Source organism: Amycolatopsis sp. lyj-346 (assembly GCF_046548975.1).
Lineage (GTDB): Bacteria > Actinomycetota > Actinomycetes > Mycobacteriales > Pseudonocardiaceae > Amycolatopsis.
The window spans coordinates 657,745-672,699 of record NZ_JAJPWT010000003.1; the positions used below are offsets into that span (position 1 = coordinate 657,745).

Annotated in this window: 10 protein-coding genes; 2 read left to right on the forward strand and 8 right to left on the reverse strand. The window is 70.9% G+C overall.

Annotation, left to right across the window (positions count from 1 at the left end):
• The first annotated feature begins 4 nt into the window (after positions 1 to 4).
• The gene (locus tag ACLJQE_RS14655) at positions 5 to 1,321 is read left to right on the forward strand and encodes a glutamate-1-semialdehyde 2,1-aminomutase (RefSeq protein WP_410639717.1); all 1,317 of its coding nucleotides are present in this window, start codon (positions 5 to 7) and stop codon (positions 1,319 to 1,321) included.
• Between the two features lie 93 nt (positions 1,322 to 1,414).
• Positions 1,415 to 2,896 carry a right-handed parallel beta-helix repeat-containing protein gene (locus tag ACLJQE_RS14660; protein ID WP_410639718.1) on the forward strand — a complete coding sequence of 494 codons (1,482 nt, stop codon included), beginning with the start codon at positions 1,415 to 1,417 and terminating at the stop codon, positions 2,894 to 2,896.
• Positions 2,897 to 3,107: 211 nt separating this feature from the next.
• Here the strand turns inward: ACLJQE_RS14660 and ACLJQE_RS14665 are convergent, their stop codons facing one another.
• The 8 genes from ACLJQE_RS14665 to asnB form a co-directional block, all read right to left on the reverse strand.
• Positions 3,108 to 3,722 carry a maleylpyruvate isomerase family mycothiol-dependent enzyme gene (locus ACLJQE_RS14665; RefSeq protein WP_410639719.1) on the reverse strand — a complete coding sequence of 205 codons (615 nt, stop codon included), beginning with the start codon at positions 3,720 to 3,722 and terminating at the stop codon, positions 3,108 to 3,110.
• A 428-nt stretch (positions 3,723 to 4,150) separates the two neighbouring features.
• Entirely contained in the window at positions 4,151 to 4,798 is a 648-nt protein-coding gene (locus tag ACLJQE_RS14670) for a phosphatase PAP2 family protein (RefSeq protein ID WP_410639720.1), read from the reverse strand.
• A complete protein-coding gene (locus ACLJQE_RS14675) occupies positions 4,795 to 5,964 on the reverse strand; it encodes a glycosyltransferase family 4 protein (protein WP_410639722.1) in 1,170 nt (389 codons plus the stop codon). The genes ACLJQE_RS14670 and ACLJQE_RS14675 overlap by 4 nt, the downstream gene beginning before the upstream one ends.
• Positions 5,961 to 7,148 (reverse strand): O-antigen ligase domain-containing protein, encoded by a 1,188-nt coding sequence (locus ACLJQE_RS14680; protein WP_410639807.1) that lies wholly within the window; start codon positions 7,146 to 7,148, stop codon positions 5,961 to 5,963. The genes ACLJQE_RS14675 and ACLJQE_RS14680 overlap by 4 nt, the downstream gene beginning before the upstream one ends.
• Before the next feature lie 82 nt (positions 7,149 to 7,230).
• On the reverse strand, positions 7,231 to 8,757 hold the full coding sequence (locus ACLJQE_RS14685) for a right-handed parallel beta-helix repeat-containing protein (RefSeq protein WP_410639723.1): 1,527 nt from the start codon (positions 8,755 to 8,757) through the stop codon (positions 7,231 to 7,233).
• Between the two features lie 9 nt (positions 8,758 to 8,766).
• Entirely contained in the window at positions 8,767 to 10,815 is a 2,049-nt protein-coding gene (locus ACLJQE_RS14690) for an alginate lyase family protein (RefSeq protein WP_410639724.1), read from the reverse strand.
• Between the two features lie 52 nt (positions 10,816 to 10,867).
• Positions 10,868 to 13,045, reverse strand: a complete 2,178-nt coding sequence (locus ACLJQE_RS14695; RefSeq protein ID WP_410639725.1) for a bi-domain-containing oxidoreductase — start codon at positions 13,043 to 13,045, stop codon at positions 10,868 to 10,870.
• On the reverse strand, positions 13,042 to 14,952 hold the full coding sequence (gene asnB, locus ACLJQE_RS14700) for an asparagine synthase (glutamine-hydrolyzing) (RefSeq protein WP_410639726.1): 1,911 nt from the start codon (positions 14,950 to 14,952) through the stop codon (positions 13,042 to 13,044). The genes ACLJQE_RS14695 and asnB overlap by 4 nt, the downstream gene beginning before the upstream one ends.
• Positions 14,953 to 14,955 lie beyond the last annotated feature (3 nt).

A 14,955-nucleotide genomic window follows, 5' to 3' on the forward strand; every position in this document is an offset into this window, starting at 1 on the left:
CGACATGGGAACGAACCTGCCCCGCTCCACCACGGCGGACGAGCGGCTGCACCGGGTCATCCCCGGTGGTGCGCACACCTACGCCAAGGGCTCGGACCAGTATCCGGCCGGGATGGCTCCGGTCATCTCGCACGGCCGCGGCGGGCACGTCTGGGACGTCGACGGCAACGAGTACATCGAGTACGGCGCGGGGCTGAGAGCCGTCAGCCTCGGCCACGCCCACCCGCGGGTCCTCGAGGCGGTGCGCGGCGAGCTGGAGAAGGGCAGCAACTTCATCCGCCCGTCGATCATCGAGGCCGAGGCCGCCGAGCGGTTCCTCGAGAACGTCCCGACGGCCGACATGGTGAAGTTCACCAAGAACGGCTCGGACGCGACGACCGCCGCGGTCCGGCTGGCGCGCGCCGCCACCGGCCGCAAGCTCGTCGCCAAGTGCGCCGACCACGCGTTCTTCTCCACCGACGACTGGTTCATCGGCACCACGCCGATGAACGCGGGCATCCCCGACGAGACGACCGAAGCGGTCGTGTCCTTCCCGTACGGCGACCTGCAGGCCGCGGAGGAGCTGCTGCAGCGCCACGACGGCGAAATCGCGTGCCTGATCCTGGAGCCGGCCGCCGCGGTGGAACCGCCGCCGGGCTACCTGCAGGGTCTGCGCGAACTCACCACCCGGCACGGCGTCGTCCTGATCTTCGACGAAATGATCACCGGCTTCCGGTGGTCCGCCCACGGCGCGCAGGGCCTCTACGGCGTCACGCCCGATCTCTCGACGTTCGGCAAGGCCCTCGGCAACGGCTTCGCGGTGTCGGCGCTGGCGGGCAAGCGGGAGCTGATGGAGATCGGCGGCCTGCGCACCGTTCGCGAGCGGGTGTTCCTGCTCTCGACCACCCATGGCGCGGAGACCCACTCGCTGGCCGCCGCGATGGCGGTCATGGACGTCTACCGCGACGAGGACGTCATCGGCCGCCTGCACGCCCTCGGCGACCGGCTCGCCGCCGGCGTCCGCGACGTGGCGGCCGGGCTGGGGGTCGGGGACCACGTGGTCGTCCGCGGCCGGGCCAGCAACCTGGTCTTCGGCACGCTCGACGCGCACGGCAGGCCGTCGCAGCCGTACCGGACGCTGTTCCTGCGCGAGCTGGTCGGCGGCGGGGTGCTCGGACCGTCCTTCGTGGTCAGCGCCGCGCTCACCGAGGCGGACATCGACAAGACCGTCGACGTCGTCGCGCAGGCCTGCACGGTGTACCGGAAGGCCCTCGACGCGAACGATCCGGCGCCGTGGATGGGCGGGCGCCCGGTGCAGCCCGTGTTCCGCAAGTTCGCCTGATCCCCGCACGGGCGGGCCGGATTCACCCGTTGGGTCCGATGAGGACACTTGGGGGTGACTGTTTTCCGGCCCGTTCGTGCGTAACTTCCTGCCATGGGCAGATCTCGTGCGGTTCTCGTCGCTGCTTGCTCGCTCCTGATCGCCGTGGCGTGCCCGGCGGTCGCGGGCGCCGCCGGCGGGCCCGGGCCGGTGTGCGGCCACCAACCCGCCGAGCACGGGCAACCGCCCTCCGGAGCCGTCACCGTCGATCCGGCCGTCGACGGCGACCTCACGGCCAAGACGGCGGCGAACCCGGCGGGCACGACGTTCTGGCTCCGGCCCGGCACCCACACGCTCGGCGAGGACGAGTTCGGCCAGGTCGCCCCCAAGGACGGCAACGTGTACCTCGGCGCGCCGGGCGCGGTCGTCGACGGCCGCGGCATCAACCGGGCGGCCTTCACCCAGCGCGCCCGCAACGTGCAGCTCCGCGGCCTCACCGTCCGCGGGTTCGCCGCGCAGCAGGACCAGGGCGTGGTCAACCACGACTCCGGCGACGGCTGGCTCATCGAGAACACCACGATCGAGGAAAACGCGGGCGCGGGCATGATGGCAGGCGCCGGCCAGGTCGTGCGGCACAGCTGCCTGCGCAATAACGGGCAGTACGGGCTCAACGCGTACCAGGCGGGCGACGGCATCACCGGGCTCGTGCTGGAGGGCAACGAGATCACCGGCAACAACACCGGCGACTGGGAGGCCAAGGTACCGGGCTGCGGCTGCAGCGGCGGCGCCAAGTTCTGGGCCGTCAACGGCGCCGACATCCGCGGCAACTGGGTCCACGGCAACCACGGCGCCGGGCTGTGGGCCGACACGAACAACAACGACTTCCTCGTCGAACACAACCTGTTCGAGGCCAACGACGCCGAGGCGCTGTTCTACGAAACCAGCTACAACCTGGTGCTGCGCGGCAACACGTTCCGCGGCAACACCCTCGTCCAGGGCCGCGCGTTCGCGGCGCGCGGCGACAACTTCCCGGTGGCCACGGTGTACCTGTCGGAATCGGGCGGCGATCCGCGCGTGCCGGCCCGGACGTCGGCCGTCGACATCAGCGGGAACACGTTCGAGGACAACTGGGCCGGGATCACGTTGTGGGAGAACGCCGACCGCTTCTGCAACAGCCCGGCGAACACCTCGACGGGCTACTGCACCAAGACGGCGGCAAAGTCTTCGTGCACCGCGGGCACTATCGAGAAGGCACCGGCGTACGACGACTGCCGCTGGAAGACGCAGCGGGTGGAGATCCACGGGAACACCTTCCGGTTCGACGCCGGCCGCGTCGGCTGCACGAGCCTGTGCGGGCGGATGGCCCTGCTGTCCAACTTCGGGACGTTCCCGGATTGGTCGCCCTACAAGGGAACGGTGATCGAGGAGGCCATCACGTTCCGCCAGGCCAACCGGTGGCACGGCAACTCCTACCTCGGGCCGTGGACTTTCGTGGTGCATGACACCTCCATGACGGTCGACGCTGCGGGCTGGCGGGCGAAGCCCTACTCGCAGGACGAGTGCTCTTCGTTCGGCGGTGAGCCCGCCGGCTGCTGATCGAGAGCTTGCCGGCGGGGTCCGACAGTTTTCGACCGCCTCTGCGCCGATGATCGGCCTTTCCCTTGGAATCAAAGGAAAAAGTCGCGAACGGAGAATTTCGGACAGCACCGGGTTCACCCGTTCCAGCGATGGCGTTCGCACGCATGTTCGGTACCGTCGGAGACATGACCGTTTCGACTACCTCATCCGTCCAAAGTGGACGAATCGCTCAGACCATGGTGAAGCGAATACTCGGTTCACCCCGAAGACGCCCGGCGGGCAACCGCCGATTGCAGAGGACAAGGAGCAGATCCTGCGCCGCCCCGGTGAGCGGCGTACCGGCGCCGTACGACCAGTCGAGATCATCAGCCCGCAAGGCAACACCGGTCAGGTCGGCGCCGAAGTACTTGGCCTGCTTCGGTTTCATCGCGGCGAAGATGACTTCCAGTCGTTCGAGGGGAACCTGGCGGTCCAGCTGCAGGGCGGTCGTGATGTCGAGGCCGTGGATCACGTCGTGGCTCAGTGCGCCTGCCGGGCCACCGCCCGGCGGCCGCCACGGGTGGCCGGCGTTGTCGCGCAGCGAAGCGACCAGCGCCTCACGGGAGAGCGTGGCGGCTTCGCGCCGGGCGACGCGATCGGCCATGACGTTGAAGCGCCCACCGGACTTGACTAGTTCCCGCACGAACCGCCCGCCGGAGAACCGGAAGGGCATGGTCATGTGGGCCACCACCTCGGCCACCCGCCAGCCGGCGCACAAGGTGGGCGAGCTCCAGCCCGACGGCGCCAGATCCTCGAGCAAGGCGGCCAGCTCCCGCCGCTCGGCGGCAATCAGGTCTTGGATCATGGGGATCTCCTTCACAGGTCGGTCCCCCACCGACGAACGGCATCCCCCGGAACCGACACCCACCTGGAATCGAATCTCCGGTCAAGACTCACCGGCCGGACCGGCCGGTGCGGCAGAAAGCCCGGCCCGAGCCAGTCGCCCCAGCACACAACGGCCCCCGGTCCGAGCGTCGTTCGGTGGTGCCGTCGCCCCCGGCGCTCCGACCCATCTCACATCCAGCCGTACTTTCACCCTTGGCGCTCCGGCTCACCCCGGCGCCCGCGCCACATCCGGCGTCGGTGCCGTTCAGTGCCCAGGCCCCCGGCACGGCCGCCGCCCACCGTCACCGGCCGGCGACTCCGCCACGCATCTCCATAGGCGTCGGCCAGCCGTTCCAGGGGGCAACACCGCCCGGCAAGGCAGGTCAGCCCCTTCGGCAGGCGCCCAGTTCAGAGCCGGTCAGCCACGCGGTCCAGCGCCCAGGCGGTCGCCGGGACCGCCGCCAGCGCCGCGCAGAACCCGCCGACCGCATCCGTCGGGTAGTGCGCACCCAGCGCCACCTCGGCCCACCCCATTGCCACTCCGGCCAGCAGCGCCAACCCCAACGCGAGCACCGCCGCGGCCGGCCGGCCCAGCCCCAGCCGGTCGGTCAGCAACAGCGCGATGATCAGTGCGAGCGCCGTCGCCATGGCCGTGTGCCCGCTCGGGTACGACAGGAACTCGCCGTGGATGGTGCGGCCGACCAGCGGCTTCAGCAGCGTCGTCACCGCCACCGTCACCGCGACACCCAGCACCGTCAGCACGGCTGTCCGGATGCGGTGGACCAGCCAGCACACGCCCGAAAGGAGAGCGAGCAGGATCACCGCCCCCACCGGTTCGCCGCCGAAGTCGATGACCAGGGCGACGTACCGCCACGGCGGCCGTACCCCGTCGATCGAAGGGAGGATTGCCGCGTCGATGCCGGTCAGGCCCGAGTCGCGGAAGTGCAGGATGCCGACCGCGACGAGCACCGCCGTCGCCAGGGCGGCCGACATCGCCAGCGGGGCGCGCAGCACGGCCGGCAGGGCCGCGGGCGCCGTCCGGACCAGCTGCCTCACGCCTCGATCGCCGCCTCGTACCCGGCGATCAAGCGGTCCAGACCGACCGCGGGGGTGAAGTCCTTCTCGTACCGGACGCGGGCCGCGTCGCCCATGTCGCCGTTGCGGTTGCCGACGACCGCGCGGAGGCGGTCAGCCAGGGAAGCGGGGTCGTTCGGGACGTGCAGGAGGCCCGTCACACCGTCGTCGATCAGCTCGGAGAACGCGCCGTGCGCGGACGCGACCGTCGGCACGCCGGCGGCCATCGCCTCGACCACGACCAGGCCGAACGCCTCCAGCCACGTCGACGGCGCGACCACGGCCACCGCGTCGGCGGTCAGGGCACGGCATTCCGCCTTGTTCTGGAGGCCGACGTACGAGACGTCGGGGCGGCCGGCCGCCCAGGCCGCGACCTCGTCCTGCATCGGGCCGGTGCCGGCGACGACCAGCGGCACGCCCAGGGCACCGTCGAGCCGCTCCCAGGCGCGCATCAGCAGGCCGACCCCCTTCTCTTCGGTGACACGGCCGAGGAACAGCACGTGCTTGCCGGCGCCGGTGCGGCGGACGCCGGGGTCGGTGACGAAGTTGTGCTTCACCGCCATCCGCTCGCCGGGCATCCCGGCCGACACCAGGAGGTCACGTTGGGCCGCCGAAATGCAGAAGAACCGGGAAACGCCCGTCCACCACCGGCGCCGGTTCGCGATCATGCTCGCCGCCATCGGGAGCGTGGCCGCGCTCGAACCGCGGTAGCAGCCGTGCTTCACCGCCGGCAGCGGTGAGCCGCCGACGCACTCGGTGCAGATGCGGCCGTCGCGGTGGAGGGTGCCGGGTGGGCAGACCATCGTGTAGTTGTGCAGCGTCGCGACCGCGGGCACCCCCGCGTCCGCGCACGCGGCGACCACCGAAGGCGACAGCAGCGGGAACGTGTTGTGGATGTGCACGACGTCCGGGCGCGATGCCCGCAGCCGGGCGGCGAGCTCCTTCCGCACCGCCGGGTTCCACGGCACCATCAGCGGCACCGCGGCCTTGCGGGGCAGCGGCATCTCCGCGATGTCGTCGCTGCGGCGTTCGAACAACGACACCTGGTGACCGCCCTCGGCGAGGAGCGTCACCTCGGCGTCGACGACGTTGTTCTCGCCGCTCGGCTGCTCGGACCGGTACCGGTTGTGCACCACGAGCACCTTCACGCGCCTGCACCTCGCACGTCTGCCCCCTTCGCCGGGATGAATGCTTGTTCGTCGGACTGCGGCACCCCGCGGACCAGCAGCGACGCGGCGACCGCCAGGTGCAGCAGGTACGGCGACGCGTCGCCGAGACCCGCTTCGGTGTAGGAGGCCGAAATGCAGTAGGTGATCAGGAAGATCGCGCACGCGCGAGCCAGTGACGGCGGCCGCAGCACGGCCACCACGACCAACGTGAGGAGGAACCCGCCGACCAGCGCGATCCCGACGAAGCCCTGCTCGTGGTAGATGGCGAGCCAGCTGTTGTCGATCGGGAGGCCGTCGTAGGACTTGTCCGTCAGGCCGACCCCGAAGATGTACTCCGCCGTCGTCCGCGGGGCCTCCAGCAGCGCGTCCCACACCTTCGCACGGCCGGTCAGGCTGGAGAAGTTGTCGGCGCTCTGCCCGCGGAGGAACCAGGCCTGCAGCACACCCGCGAGCACCACGCCGGCGATGCCGCCGACGCCGACCGTCCACGCGAACACCCTCCGGGCGCGGGCGCTGGTCAGCACCATCGACAGGAAGGCCACCGCCAGGCCGGCGACGAGACCGAGCGTCGCCGTGCGGGTGTGCGTGAGCAGCAGCAGCCCCAGCACCGGCACCACGATCGCCAGCGCGCTGCGCCAGGTCGTGCGGCGCCCGAACCAGAGGAGGAGCGTGAGCCCGGAAATGACGGCCGCGTACTGGCCGATCTGCGGCGGGGTCAGCGGCCAGATCGCGCCCGAGAGCCGGCCGCCGTACTCCTCCGGCAACGCGTTGCCGGGCGAGATCGCCAAGCCGACCGCCACTGACGCGAGCACGACCGCGTACGTGCGGATGTGGGACCGGACGAAGCTGAAGCCGCCGTCCCACCAGCGGGTCAGCAACCAGAGCGTGGAGACGAACACCGTGAGCCGGAAGCACCGGAACAGCGCGCCGAAGCCCTCCTGCAGGTCGGCGCTGGAGAGGATGCTGGTGCCCAGCAGCGCCGTCAGCAGCGTCAGGTACGCGCTCGGGCGGATCCGCAGGTGCTTGTTCAGGGCCAGCGCGATCACGAACGCCGTCATCAGCGAACCCATGGTGACCAGCTGGCTGACCGACCGCGGCAGCGGGAGGACCGTCTTCGCGCCGGTCGAGCCGAGCGTGTTGAGGATCAGCAGCGCCCACGCCACGCCCGCCCACTTCGGCGCCGAGGACTCGGGCTCCGGCGCGGCGTCGCCGCGGAAGCCGGCCAGTCCGGTGTACGCGGTCACGTCAGCCCCCGCCCTGCCCGGTGAAGGTGCTTCCGCTGTCCTGCGAATACGGTGCACCTTGCCATTCGCCGATCTGGAGAACGCGGTCGGCCGAGTAGGTGATGAACGTCCACGGACCGGTGTAGCTGTTGTCGTGCCAGCGGTTGTCCTGCTTGAACGTGATCACTTCCTGGACCGCCTCGCCGCGGTACGGCGACCAGTCCGGGTAGCTGCCGAAGTTCGACAGCAGGCCCATCCGGCCGCACGAGGCCTGGCAGCCGACGACCGCCGGGTCGAGGACGAACTTGTTGTCGTGGATGTCGACGTGCTGGGTCTTCCAGCGGCAGTCGGCCAGCAGCGTGCCGCTGGTGATCGCCGGGGCCGCGCACTGCTTGACGGACGGCACCAGCCGGGTGCAGTCGCCCGAGGAGGTGTTGGCCGGGCTGTTGCAGAACCGGTCGGCGTTCTCCCACAGTGTGATCCCGGACCAGTTGTTCTCCAGGTAGTTGCGGGAGATGTCGATCTTCGCGGTGCGGGCCTTGACCCGCGGTTCGCCGCCGGACTCGGAGATGTAGATCGCCGACGTCGGGAAGTTGTCGCCCTTGTCGGCGTACCGGCGGCCGTCGGCCCAGTTGTTCTTGCGGATCGTGTTGTCGCGGATGATCGCGTTGTAGCTGATCTCGTAGATCAGCGCGGCGCTGTCGTTGTTCTCGATGAGGTTGCCCTCGATGAGGAAGTCGTTGTTGTTCGTGTCGGCCCAGAGCCCGGTGCCGCGGTTGTCGTGCACCCAGTTGCCGCGCACGTCGGCGCCGTCTACCTCCCAGAACTTGACGCCGCCGCTGCAGCCGCAGCCGTCGATCTTCGCTTCCCAGTCGCCGGTGTTGTTGCCGGCGATCTCGTTGCCCTCGACGACGAGTCCGGTGATCGGCGTGCTGCCGGAGTAGGCGTTCATGCCGTACTGCCCGTTGCGGCGCAGGCAGTTGCCGCGCACCTGCTGGCGCGCGCCCGCCATGAGCCCGGCGCCCTCGTTGTCCTGGATGGTCGAGTGCTCGATCAGCCAGCCGTCACCGGAGTCGTGGTTGACCACGCCTTCGTCGTGCGGAGCCACGAAGCCCTGCACGGTCACGTAGGTGATCTTGACGTTGACCGCGTGACCGGTGAAGGCGTACTGGTTGATCTTCCGGCCGTCGACGACCGCGCCCGGGGCGCCGATGTAGACGTCACCGTCCTTGGGGGAAACCTGGTCGTACTTGTCGTCGCCGAGGATGTGCTTGCCGGGCTTGAGCCAGAACGTCGTGCCGGGGCCGGCCGAGCGCGTCTTCGCCGCCAGGTCCCCCGGCACGGCGGGATCGACGACGACGGCCCCCGCCGGTGCGGCGGCCGGCCCGGCCGGCTGCTTGTCGCACACGGCGGCGACCGACCCGCTGGGAGCCGGGGTGGCCTGGCCCGGGCCACCGTCGGGGTCCGGCCCGCCCGAGCACGCCGCGACCGTGAGCAGGACGCCGAGCAGCGGAGCTGCACGGCCGAGTCGGAAGCGGCGGGCTGTCACGGGCGGGTCCTAACTGAAGCGGAGCAGGGTGGTGAGGAGTCCGGGCGACCCGGAGCCGACAAGAGTGGTGGCGGGTTCCTTGCGCCCGAACCCCGCGGAGTACCAGCCCAGCGGCGGCTCGGTATCGCCCCGGTGCACGGTCCACGAGAGTTCGGACGGCAACTCCATCACGGCGGTCCGCACGCCTCCGGTGAGCGAACCGGAAACCCGCCCGACGAGCGGGTCGGCGGCCGCGGCGGAACCGGCCGCACGTTCACCGCCGACGGCAGCGGGGCCGGGCTCGCCGTCGACCGGCGAACCGGAAACGACCGTCCAGCGGAGGCGGGCCGTGGTGCCGTCCAGCATCACCGTCACCGACGGGCCGAAGTGGAACACCAAGCGCGCGGCTTCCGGCAAACCTTCGCCCAGTACCTCGTCGACGATCTTCAGCACGTCGCCGTCCAGCTCGGCCGTGCGGCGGTGGACCGCCGGGGCGTAGCCGTCGTGCGCCGCCGACCAGCGGGACGGGCCGTCGGCCGGGGTGTGGACCGCCAAGACCTTCGTCACCGCGTGGCGGGTCCACAGGAACGGGCCGCCCGATACCGACTGGTCGCGGCCAGCCAGCTCCAGGGTGTTGTGCCCCAGCGTCGACCGGAAGTACGACCGCCACTGCGGCTCGCCGTGGTAGCAGAACGTGCCCGGGTCGGCCAGGACGTCGACGCCGTCGTGGCGGACCTCCAGCGACAGCGCGTCCGCGTGGGCGTGCGCCGCGATCGACAGGAATCCGTGCGGGCCACCGTCGCAGCGGACCCACACCGGGCCCGAACGCAGGATCGTCATCCCCGCGTCCCGCAGGTGCGCCGGACGGCGGGCGGGGCGGACGCCGGACGCTCTCGGCGTCCGCGACACCAGGGAGGCCAGCAGCGGTGTCCGTACGTCGTCGGCCGGGATCGCCGGCCACCAGTCCAGGCGGCCGAACAGCGCTTCCCCCGAAGCCAGCAGCGACGCCCAGCGGTCCGTTTCCGAGCCGTCGACGATCAGGCCGAAGCCGTCGTCGGCGTCGCCCTGGCGGGGCGGACGCAGCCTGTTGTCCACAATGGACGCCAGGGCGTCGGTCATCCGGAGCAGGACGTCCCACGTCGAAGCCGGCACCGGCGTGCCCGCGGCGTCGGCCTCGACCGCCGCCGCCAGGCCCAGCTCCAGCACCAGACCGTGGTACTCGGACGCCAGTTCCGCGTTGAGGCCACTGGCGAACGTGTTGCGGCCCAGCTGGACGTCCAGCGAGCGCATCGCCTCGGCTCGCCAGCCCGCCGACTCGGGGAACCAGCCGAACGCGCAGGCCGCGGCCAGCAGCCCGGCGTCCTCGGCGATCACGTGGTTGTTCGCCGACGAACCGTGGCTGCGCAGCGTCGCGAGCCAGTTCTGGTGGTGCCACAGCTGGAGCTGGAAGTCCGGGTTTTCCTCGAACAGCTCCGCCACTCCCGGCCAGCCGTCGAGCAACCGGCGCGTCCAGACCCACGACAGGAGCCGGATGCCCAGCTCGATGCCGCTCACCCAGTGCGGCCCCTGCAGCGGCGGGTTCGCGGCCCACCACGACCGGAGGTGCTCGGCCACGCGCGAGGCGTACGCCGAAGAGCCGGTCACCGCGTAAGCCGCGGCGAGCACGGTGAGGTGCTGGTGCCGCGACGGCTCCCAGATCTGCTTGATGTCGCCGACCGTGTCCTCCGACCGGTACGGGACGTCGAAGGCGTACACGTCCGAGGGAGCGCGGCGCCCGGTCTTGGGGTCGAGGAACCAGTCGGGCGCCTCGAAATCCACGCGCTCGACGCCGAAGTACTCCGCGCGGCCGGCCATCAGCTCGTCGGCCGTGGCCAGCAGCCGCTTGGCCGCTTCGCCGGACACCTTGTCCAGCGCCCCGGAAGGCAGGGCGGCGGTGAAGCGGGGGTGCGACGGCCAATCGGGCGGAACCGGCAGCGCGGACCGCCACTGCCGCTGGACAACGGCATGCCGCGCGCGCCCGACAACCTCCGCCGGCCCCATCCGGGACAACCGGCGCAGGTACCACCCGGGACCCATCATGGCCGGGCACCCGCCTTCGACAGCGGCCCCGGCCGGCTCGGCGCGACGGTCGTCATGCCGGGGCGCCCGTCTTGACCGGGAGCTCGATCCGCACCGGTGCCGCGTTCGCGACGCTCGTCTGCGCGGCCAGGGTCGCCAGCGTGGTCGCGGCCAGCGACGCGATCGAGATCGGCATCGGCGAGCCCGTCCGTGCCGCCGACAGGAATGCGTCGACCTCGGCGGCCTGGCCCTTGTCGCGGCCCTTCGGGAGGCGTGAGCTGGCCCACTTCTTCCGCGAGTACACCGATGCGCGGACGAAGTCGTCGAACTTGAGGACCTTGCCGTCCGCGGTGAGGTCCAGGGTCTCCTTCGGGAAGCCCGACGAGCCGGTCTCGGCGTAGGTGATGACCGCCGTCGAACCGTCCGGGTAGCCGAGGGTCACCTGGAGGTCGCCGGTGGCGTACACCGAGACCGGGTCGGCGTCGAGCAGCCAGCTCACCGTGTCGATGAAGTGGCCGCCCTCGCCGGCGAAGCGGGAGCCCTCGGAGTCGGTCTGGTTGTACCAGCTGCCGTGGTCGAGGCGGCCGGCGTTGACCAGGTACCGCACGCTCGCCGGGCCGACGCGCGGGCCGAACTGCTCGCGGGCCTCGTGCAGCAGCGGCGCGAACCGGCGGTTGAAACCGACCTGCAGGCGGTCGTTGCCGGACTCCTCGATCGCGTCGAGGACCTTCTGCAGCTCTTCGGGCGACAGCGCCAGGGGCTTCTCGACGAACACCGTCTTGCCGGCCAGCAGCGCCTGGCGGGTCAGCTCGGCGTGCGAGCTGTGCCGCGTCACGACGAAGACGGCGTCGATCGACGAGTCGCCGAGGACGTTGTCGATGTCGGTCGACGCCGCGGCGAAGCCGAACTTGCGCCGCGCGTTGGCGCCGGACAGCGCCGACGTCGTCGCGACGTGCTTGAGCTCGACGTCGGCCCGCTCGGCCAGGTGCGGCAGCAGCATCGACGACGCGTAGTTCCCCGCCCCGATGAAGCCCAGCCGCACCGGCTGTCCCGCCGGGAGCGCGGCGGCCGGCGACGACGCCACCGCGACCCGCGCGGACGTCACCACGGGCTCCGTCCGAGCGACCGCCTCCGGGTAGCGGAACAGCACCGCCACCGCCTTGAGCGACCCCTCGTTCAGCGACTGGTACGTCGAAACCGCGTCAGAGAAGTCCGAGACGTGCGTGATCAGCGGCTCGACGTCGAGGCGGTCGCGCGCGATCAGGTCGAGGACGCACTCGAGGTTGCGGCGCTCGGTCCAGCGGACCTGGCCGATCGGGTAGTCACGGCCTTCCAGCTCGTACGACGGGTCGTAGCGGCCCGGCCCGTACGAACGGGAGAACCGGACGTCCAGTTCCTTCTCGTAGTAGGCGTTCCACGGCAGGTCGAGCTTGCACTTGCCGATATCGATGACGCGGCCGCGGTCGCGGGACAGCTTCGCGGCCAGCTCCACCGGGTCGTTCGTGTTGCCGCCCGCCGCGAGGTAGGTCTGGTCGACGCCCGCGCCGTGGGTCAGCTCGTCCACCGCCGTGTCGACGATGCCGGACGCCGGGTGCGCGCAGGTCAGCGCGCCGAGGCTCTCCGCGAGCTTGCAGCGCTCCGGGTCGGGGTCGACGCCGACGACGCGCACGCCGGACGACGCCAGCAGCTGCACGACGAGCTGGCCGATCAGGCCGAGCCCGATGACCAGGGCGACGTCGCCGATCTGCGGCTCGCCGCGGCGGACGCCCTGCATCGCGATCGAGCCGACCGTGCCGAACGCCGCGTGCCGCGGGTCGACGCCGGCCGGCACGCGCGAGTAGAGGTTCTTGGGCACCCAGTTCAGCTCGGAGTGCAGTGCGTGCTCGTTGCCCGCGCAGGCCACCAGGTCGCCGACCGAGACGTCAGTGATGCCGTCGCCGACCTGCTCGACGATGCCGCACAGCGAGTAGCCGAGCGGGGTGTAGGAGTCCAGTTTGGACGTCACCTTGCGGTAGGTGGCCGAAAGGCCGTTGGTGGCCACGCTCTGCATGACCTTCGCGACCTGGTCGGGCCGCGCCTTCGCCTTGCCCACCAGTGACAGGCTGGCCTCGGACACCTTCATCATCTCGGTGCCGGTCGAGATCAGCGAGTACACCGTCCGCACCAGCACGCCGCCCGGCTTGCAGGCCGGCTCGGGCACGTCGAGGAGTGCCAGTTCCCCGCTCTTGTAGTTCTGGACTACCTGCTTCACTTCGCTCCCGCTCCAGACATCGCGTTCCGGTACCAGTATTCGAGGGTCAAGACGTGCCAGAGGTGCTTGCCGCGGTCTTCCTGACCGGCGGCGTCCTCGGCGACCATGCGCTGCAACGCCTCGCGCTGCAGGAAGCCGGATTCGACGAGCACGCCTTCGTTGACGACTTCGCGCACCAGAGGCGCCAGGTCGCGGCTCATCCAGGCCCGCAGCGGCGCGCTGAACAGGCCCTTCGGCCGGTGCACGATCTCGCTGGGCAGGATGTTCAGCGCCGCGTTCTTCAACGCCATCTTCCCGGCGCGGCCGACGATCTTCTTGTTGCCGGGGATCTTGAACGCCGCCCGGACGACCTCGACGTCGACGAACGGCGTCCGCACCTCGGTGGACGCCGCCATCGTCGACCGGTCGGTGTAGGTCAGGTTCAGCCCGGGCAGGAACAGCCGCGAGTCTGCCAGGCACATCCGGTTGACGAAGTCGTCGAGCGACTGGTCGTGGTAGGTGTCCGCGTGCTCGGTCAGGACGTCGTCGACCAGCGGGGCGAAGTCCGGGTTCAGCAGCGAAACCAGTTCGGCGCGGTCGTACATCGTGTAGCTGCGCCGGAACGCCGTCTCCTCGGGCAGCCCCGCGAACGACAGGAACCGCTTGGCGAACCGCACGGACCGGTAGCCGCGCTTGGCCGACGCCACCGGCAGTCTGTCCACAAGGGACTCGACCGGTTTCCGGACCGCACCCGGCACCTTGTGGTAGCGCAGGGCGATGAGGTTCGCGAGGTGTTTGCGGTACCCGGCGAACAACTCGTCGGCGCCCATCCCGGACAGCATCACCTTGACGCCGGCGTCGCGCGCGGCCGAGCAGATCAGGAACGAGTTGATCGCCGCCGGGTCGCCGATCGGCTCGTCGAGGTGGTAGGTCATCTTCGGCAGCAGGTCGAGCACCTGCGGCGCGATCTCGATCTCGTGCAGGTCGACGCCGAACTTCCCGGCCACGATCCGCGCATAGTGAAGGTCGTCGGGCATCGCTTCGAACTTGGCGTCTTCGGCGCGGAACCCGATGGTGTAGGCGGAGATCCCGGGCTGCGACCGCGCGGCCAGCGCCGTCAGGTAGCTGGAGTCCAGCCCGCCCGAGAGGAACGTCGCCACCGGGACGTCCGAGAGCAGGTGCTTGGCCGTCGACTCGGCGATCACGGCGTGCAGGTCGACCTCGCCGTCGAAGGCCGCGCCCTCTTCGGCGACCTCGCGCAGCGACCAGAACCGGCCGCGGTCGACCTGGCCGTCCGGCCGGCAGCGCAGCCAGGTGCCCGGCTGCAGCTTCTCCGCGCCCTGGTAGGCGCACCGGCTGTCCGGCACCCAGTAGTAGAGCAGTGACGCGATCAGCGCCGCGTTGTCGATCTGCAGCGACCCGCCCAGCTCGCCGGCGAGGGCCTTCAGCTCGGACGCGAACGCGACCCCGCCGCCCCGCCGCACGAAGAACAGCGGCTTGATGCCCAGCTGGTCGCGGACCAGGAACAGCTCGCCGGTGCCCTCTTCGAACAGCGCGAAGGCGAACATGCCGCGCAGCTTGGGCAGGCAGTCCGTGCCCCAGCGCCGCCACGCCTGCAGCAGCACCTCGGTGTCGGACGTGCCGCGGAAGCGCACGCCGGCCGCGGACAGCTCGGCCCGCAGCTCGGGCGCGTTGTACAGCTCGCCGTTGTAGCTGAGCGCCAGCCCGTCGAGAACCATGGGCTGGGCGCCGGTCTCGGACAGGTCGATGATCGAGAGCCGCCGGTGTCCCAAGTGGACTTCACCCGGCCCGGCGCGGTGGTCGTAGCGGCCGGAGCCGTCCGGCCCGCGGTGGGCCAGCGTCTTGGTCAGCCGGTCGGTGAGCGGCCCGCCGTCCGGCCAGAGGTAGGTGCCTGCGATGCCGCACATCTG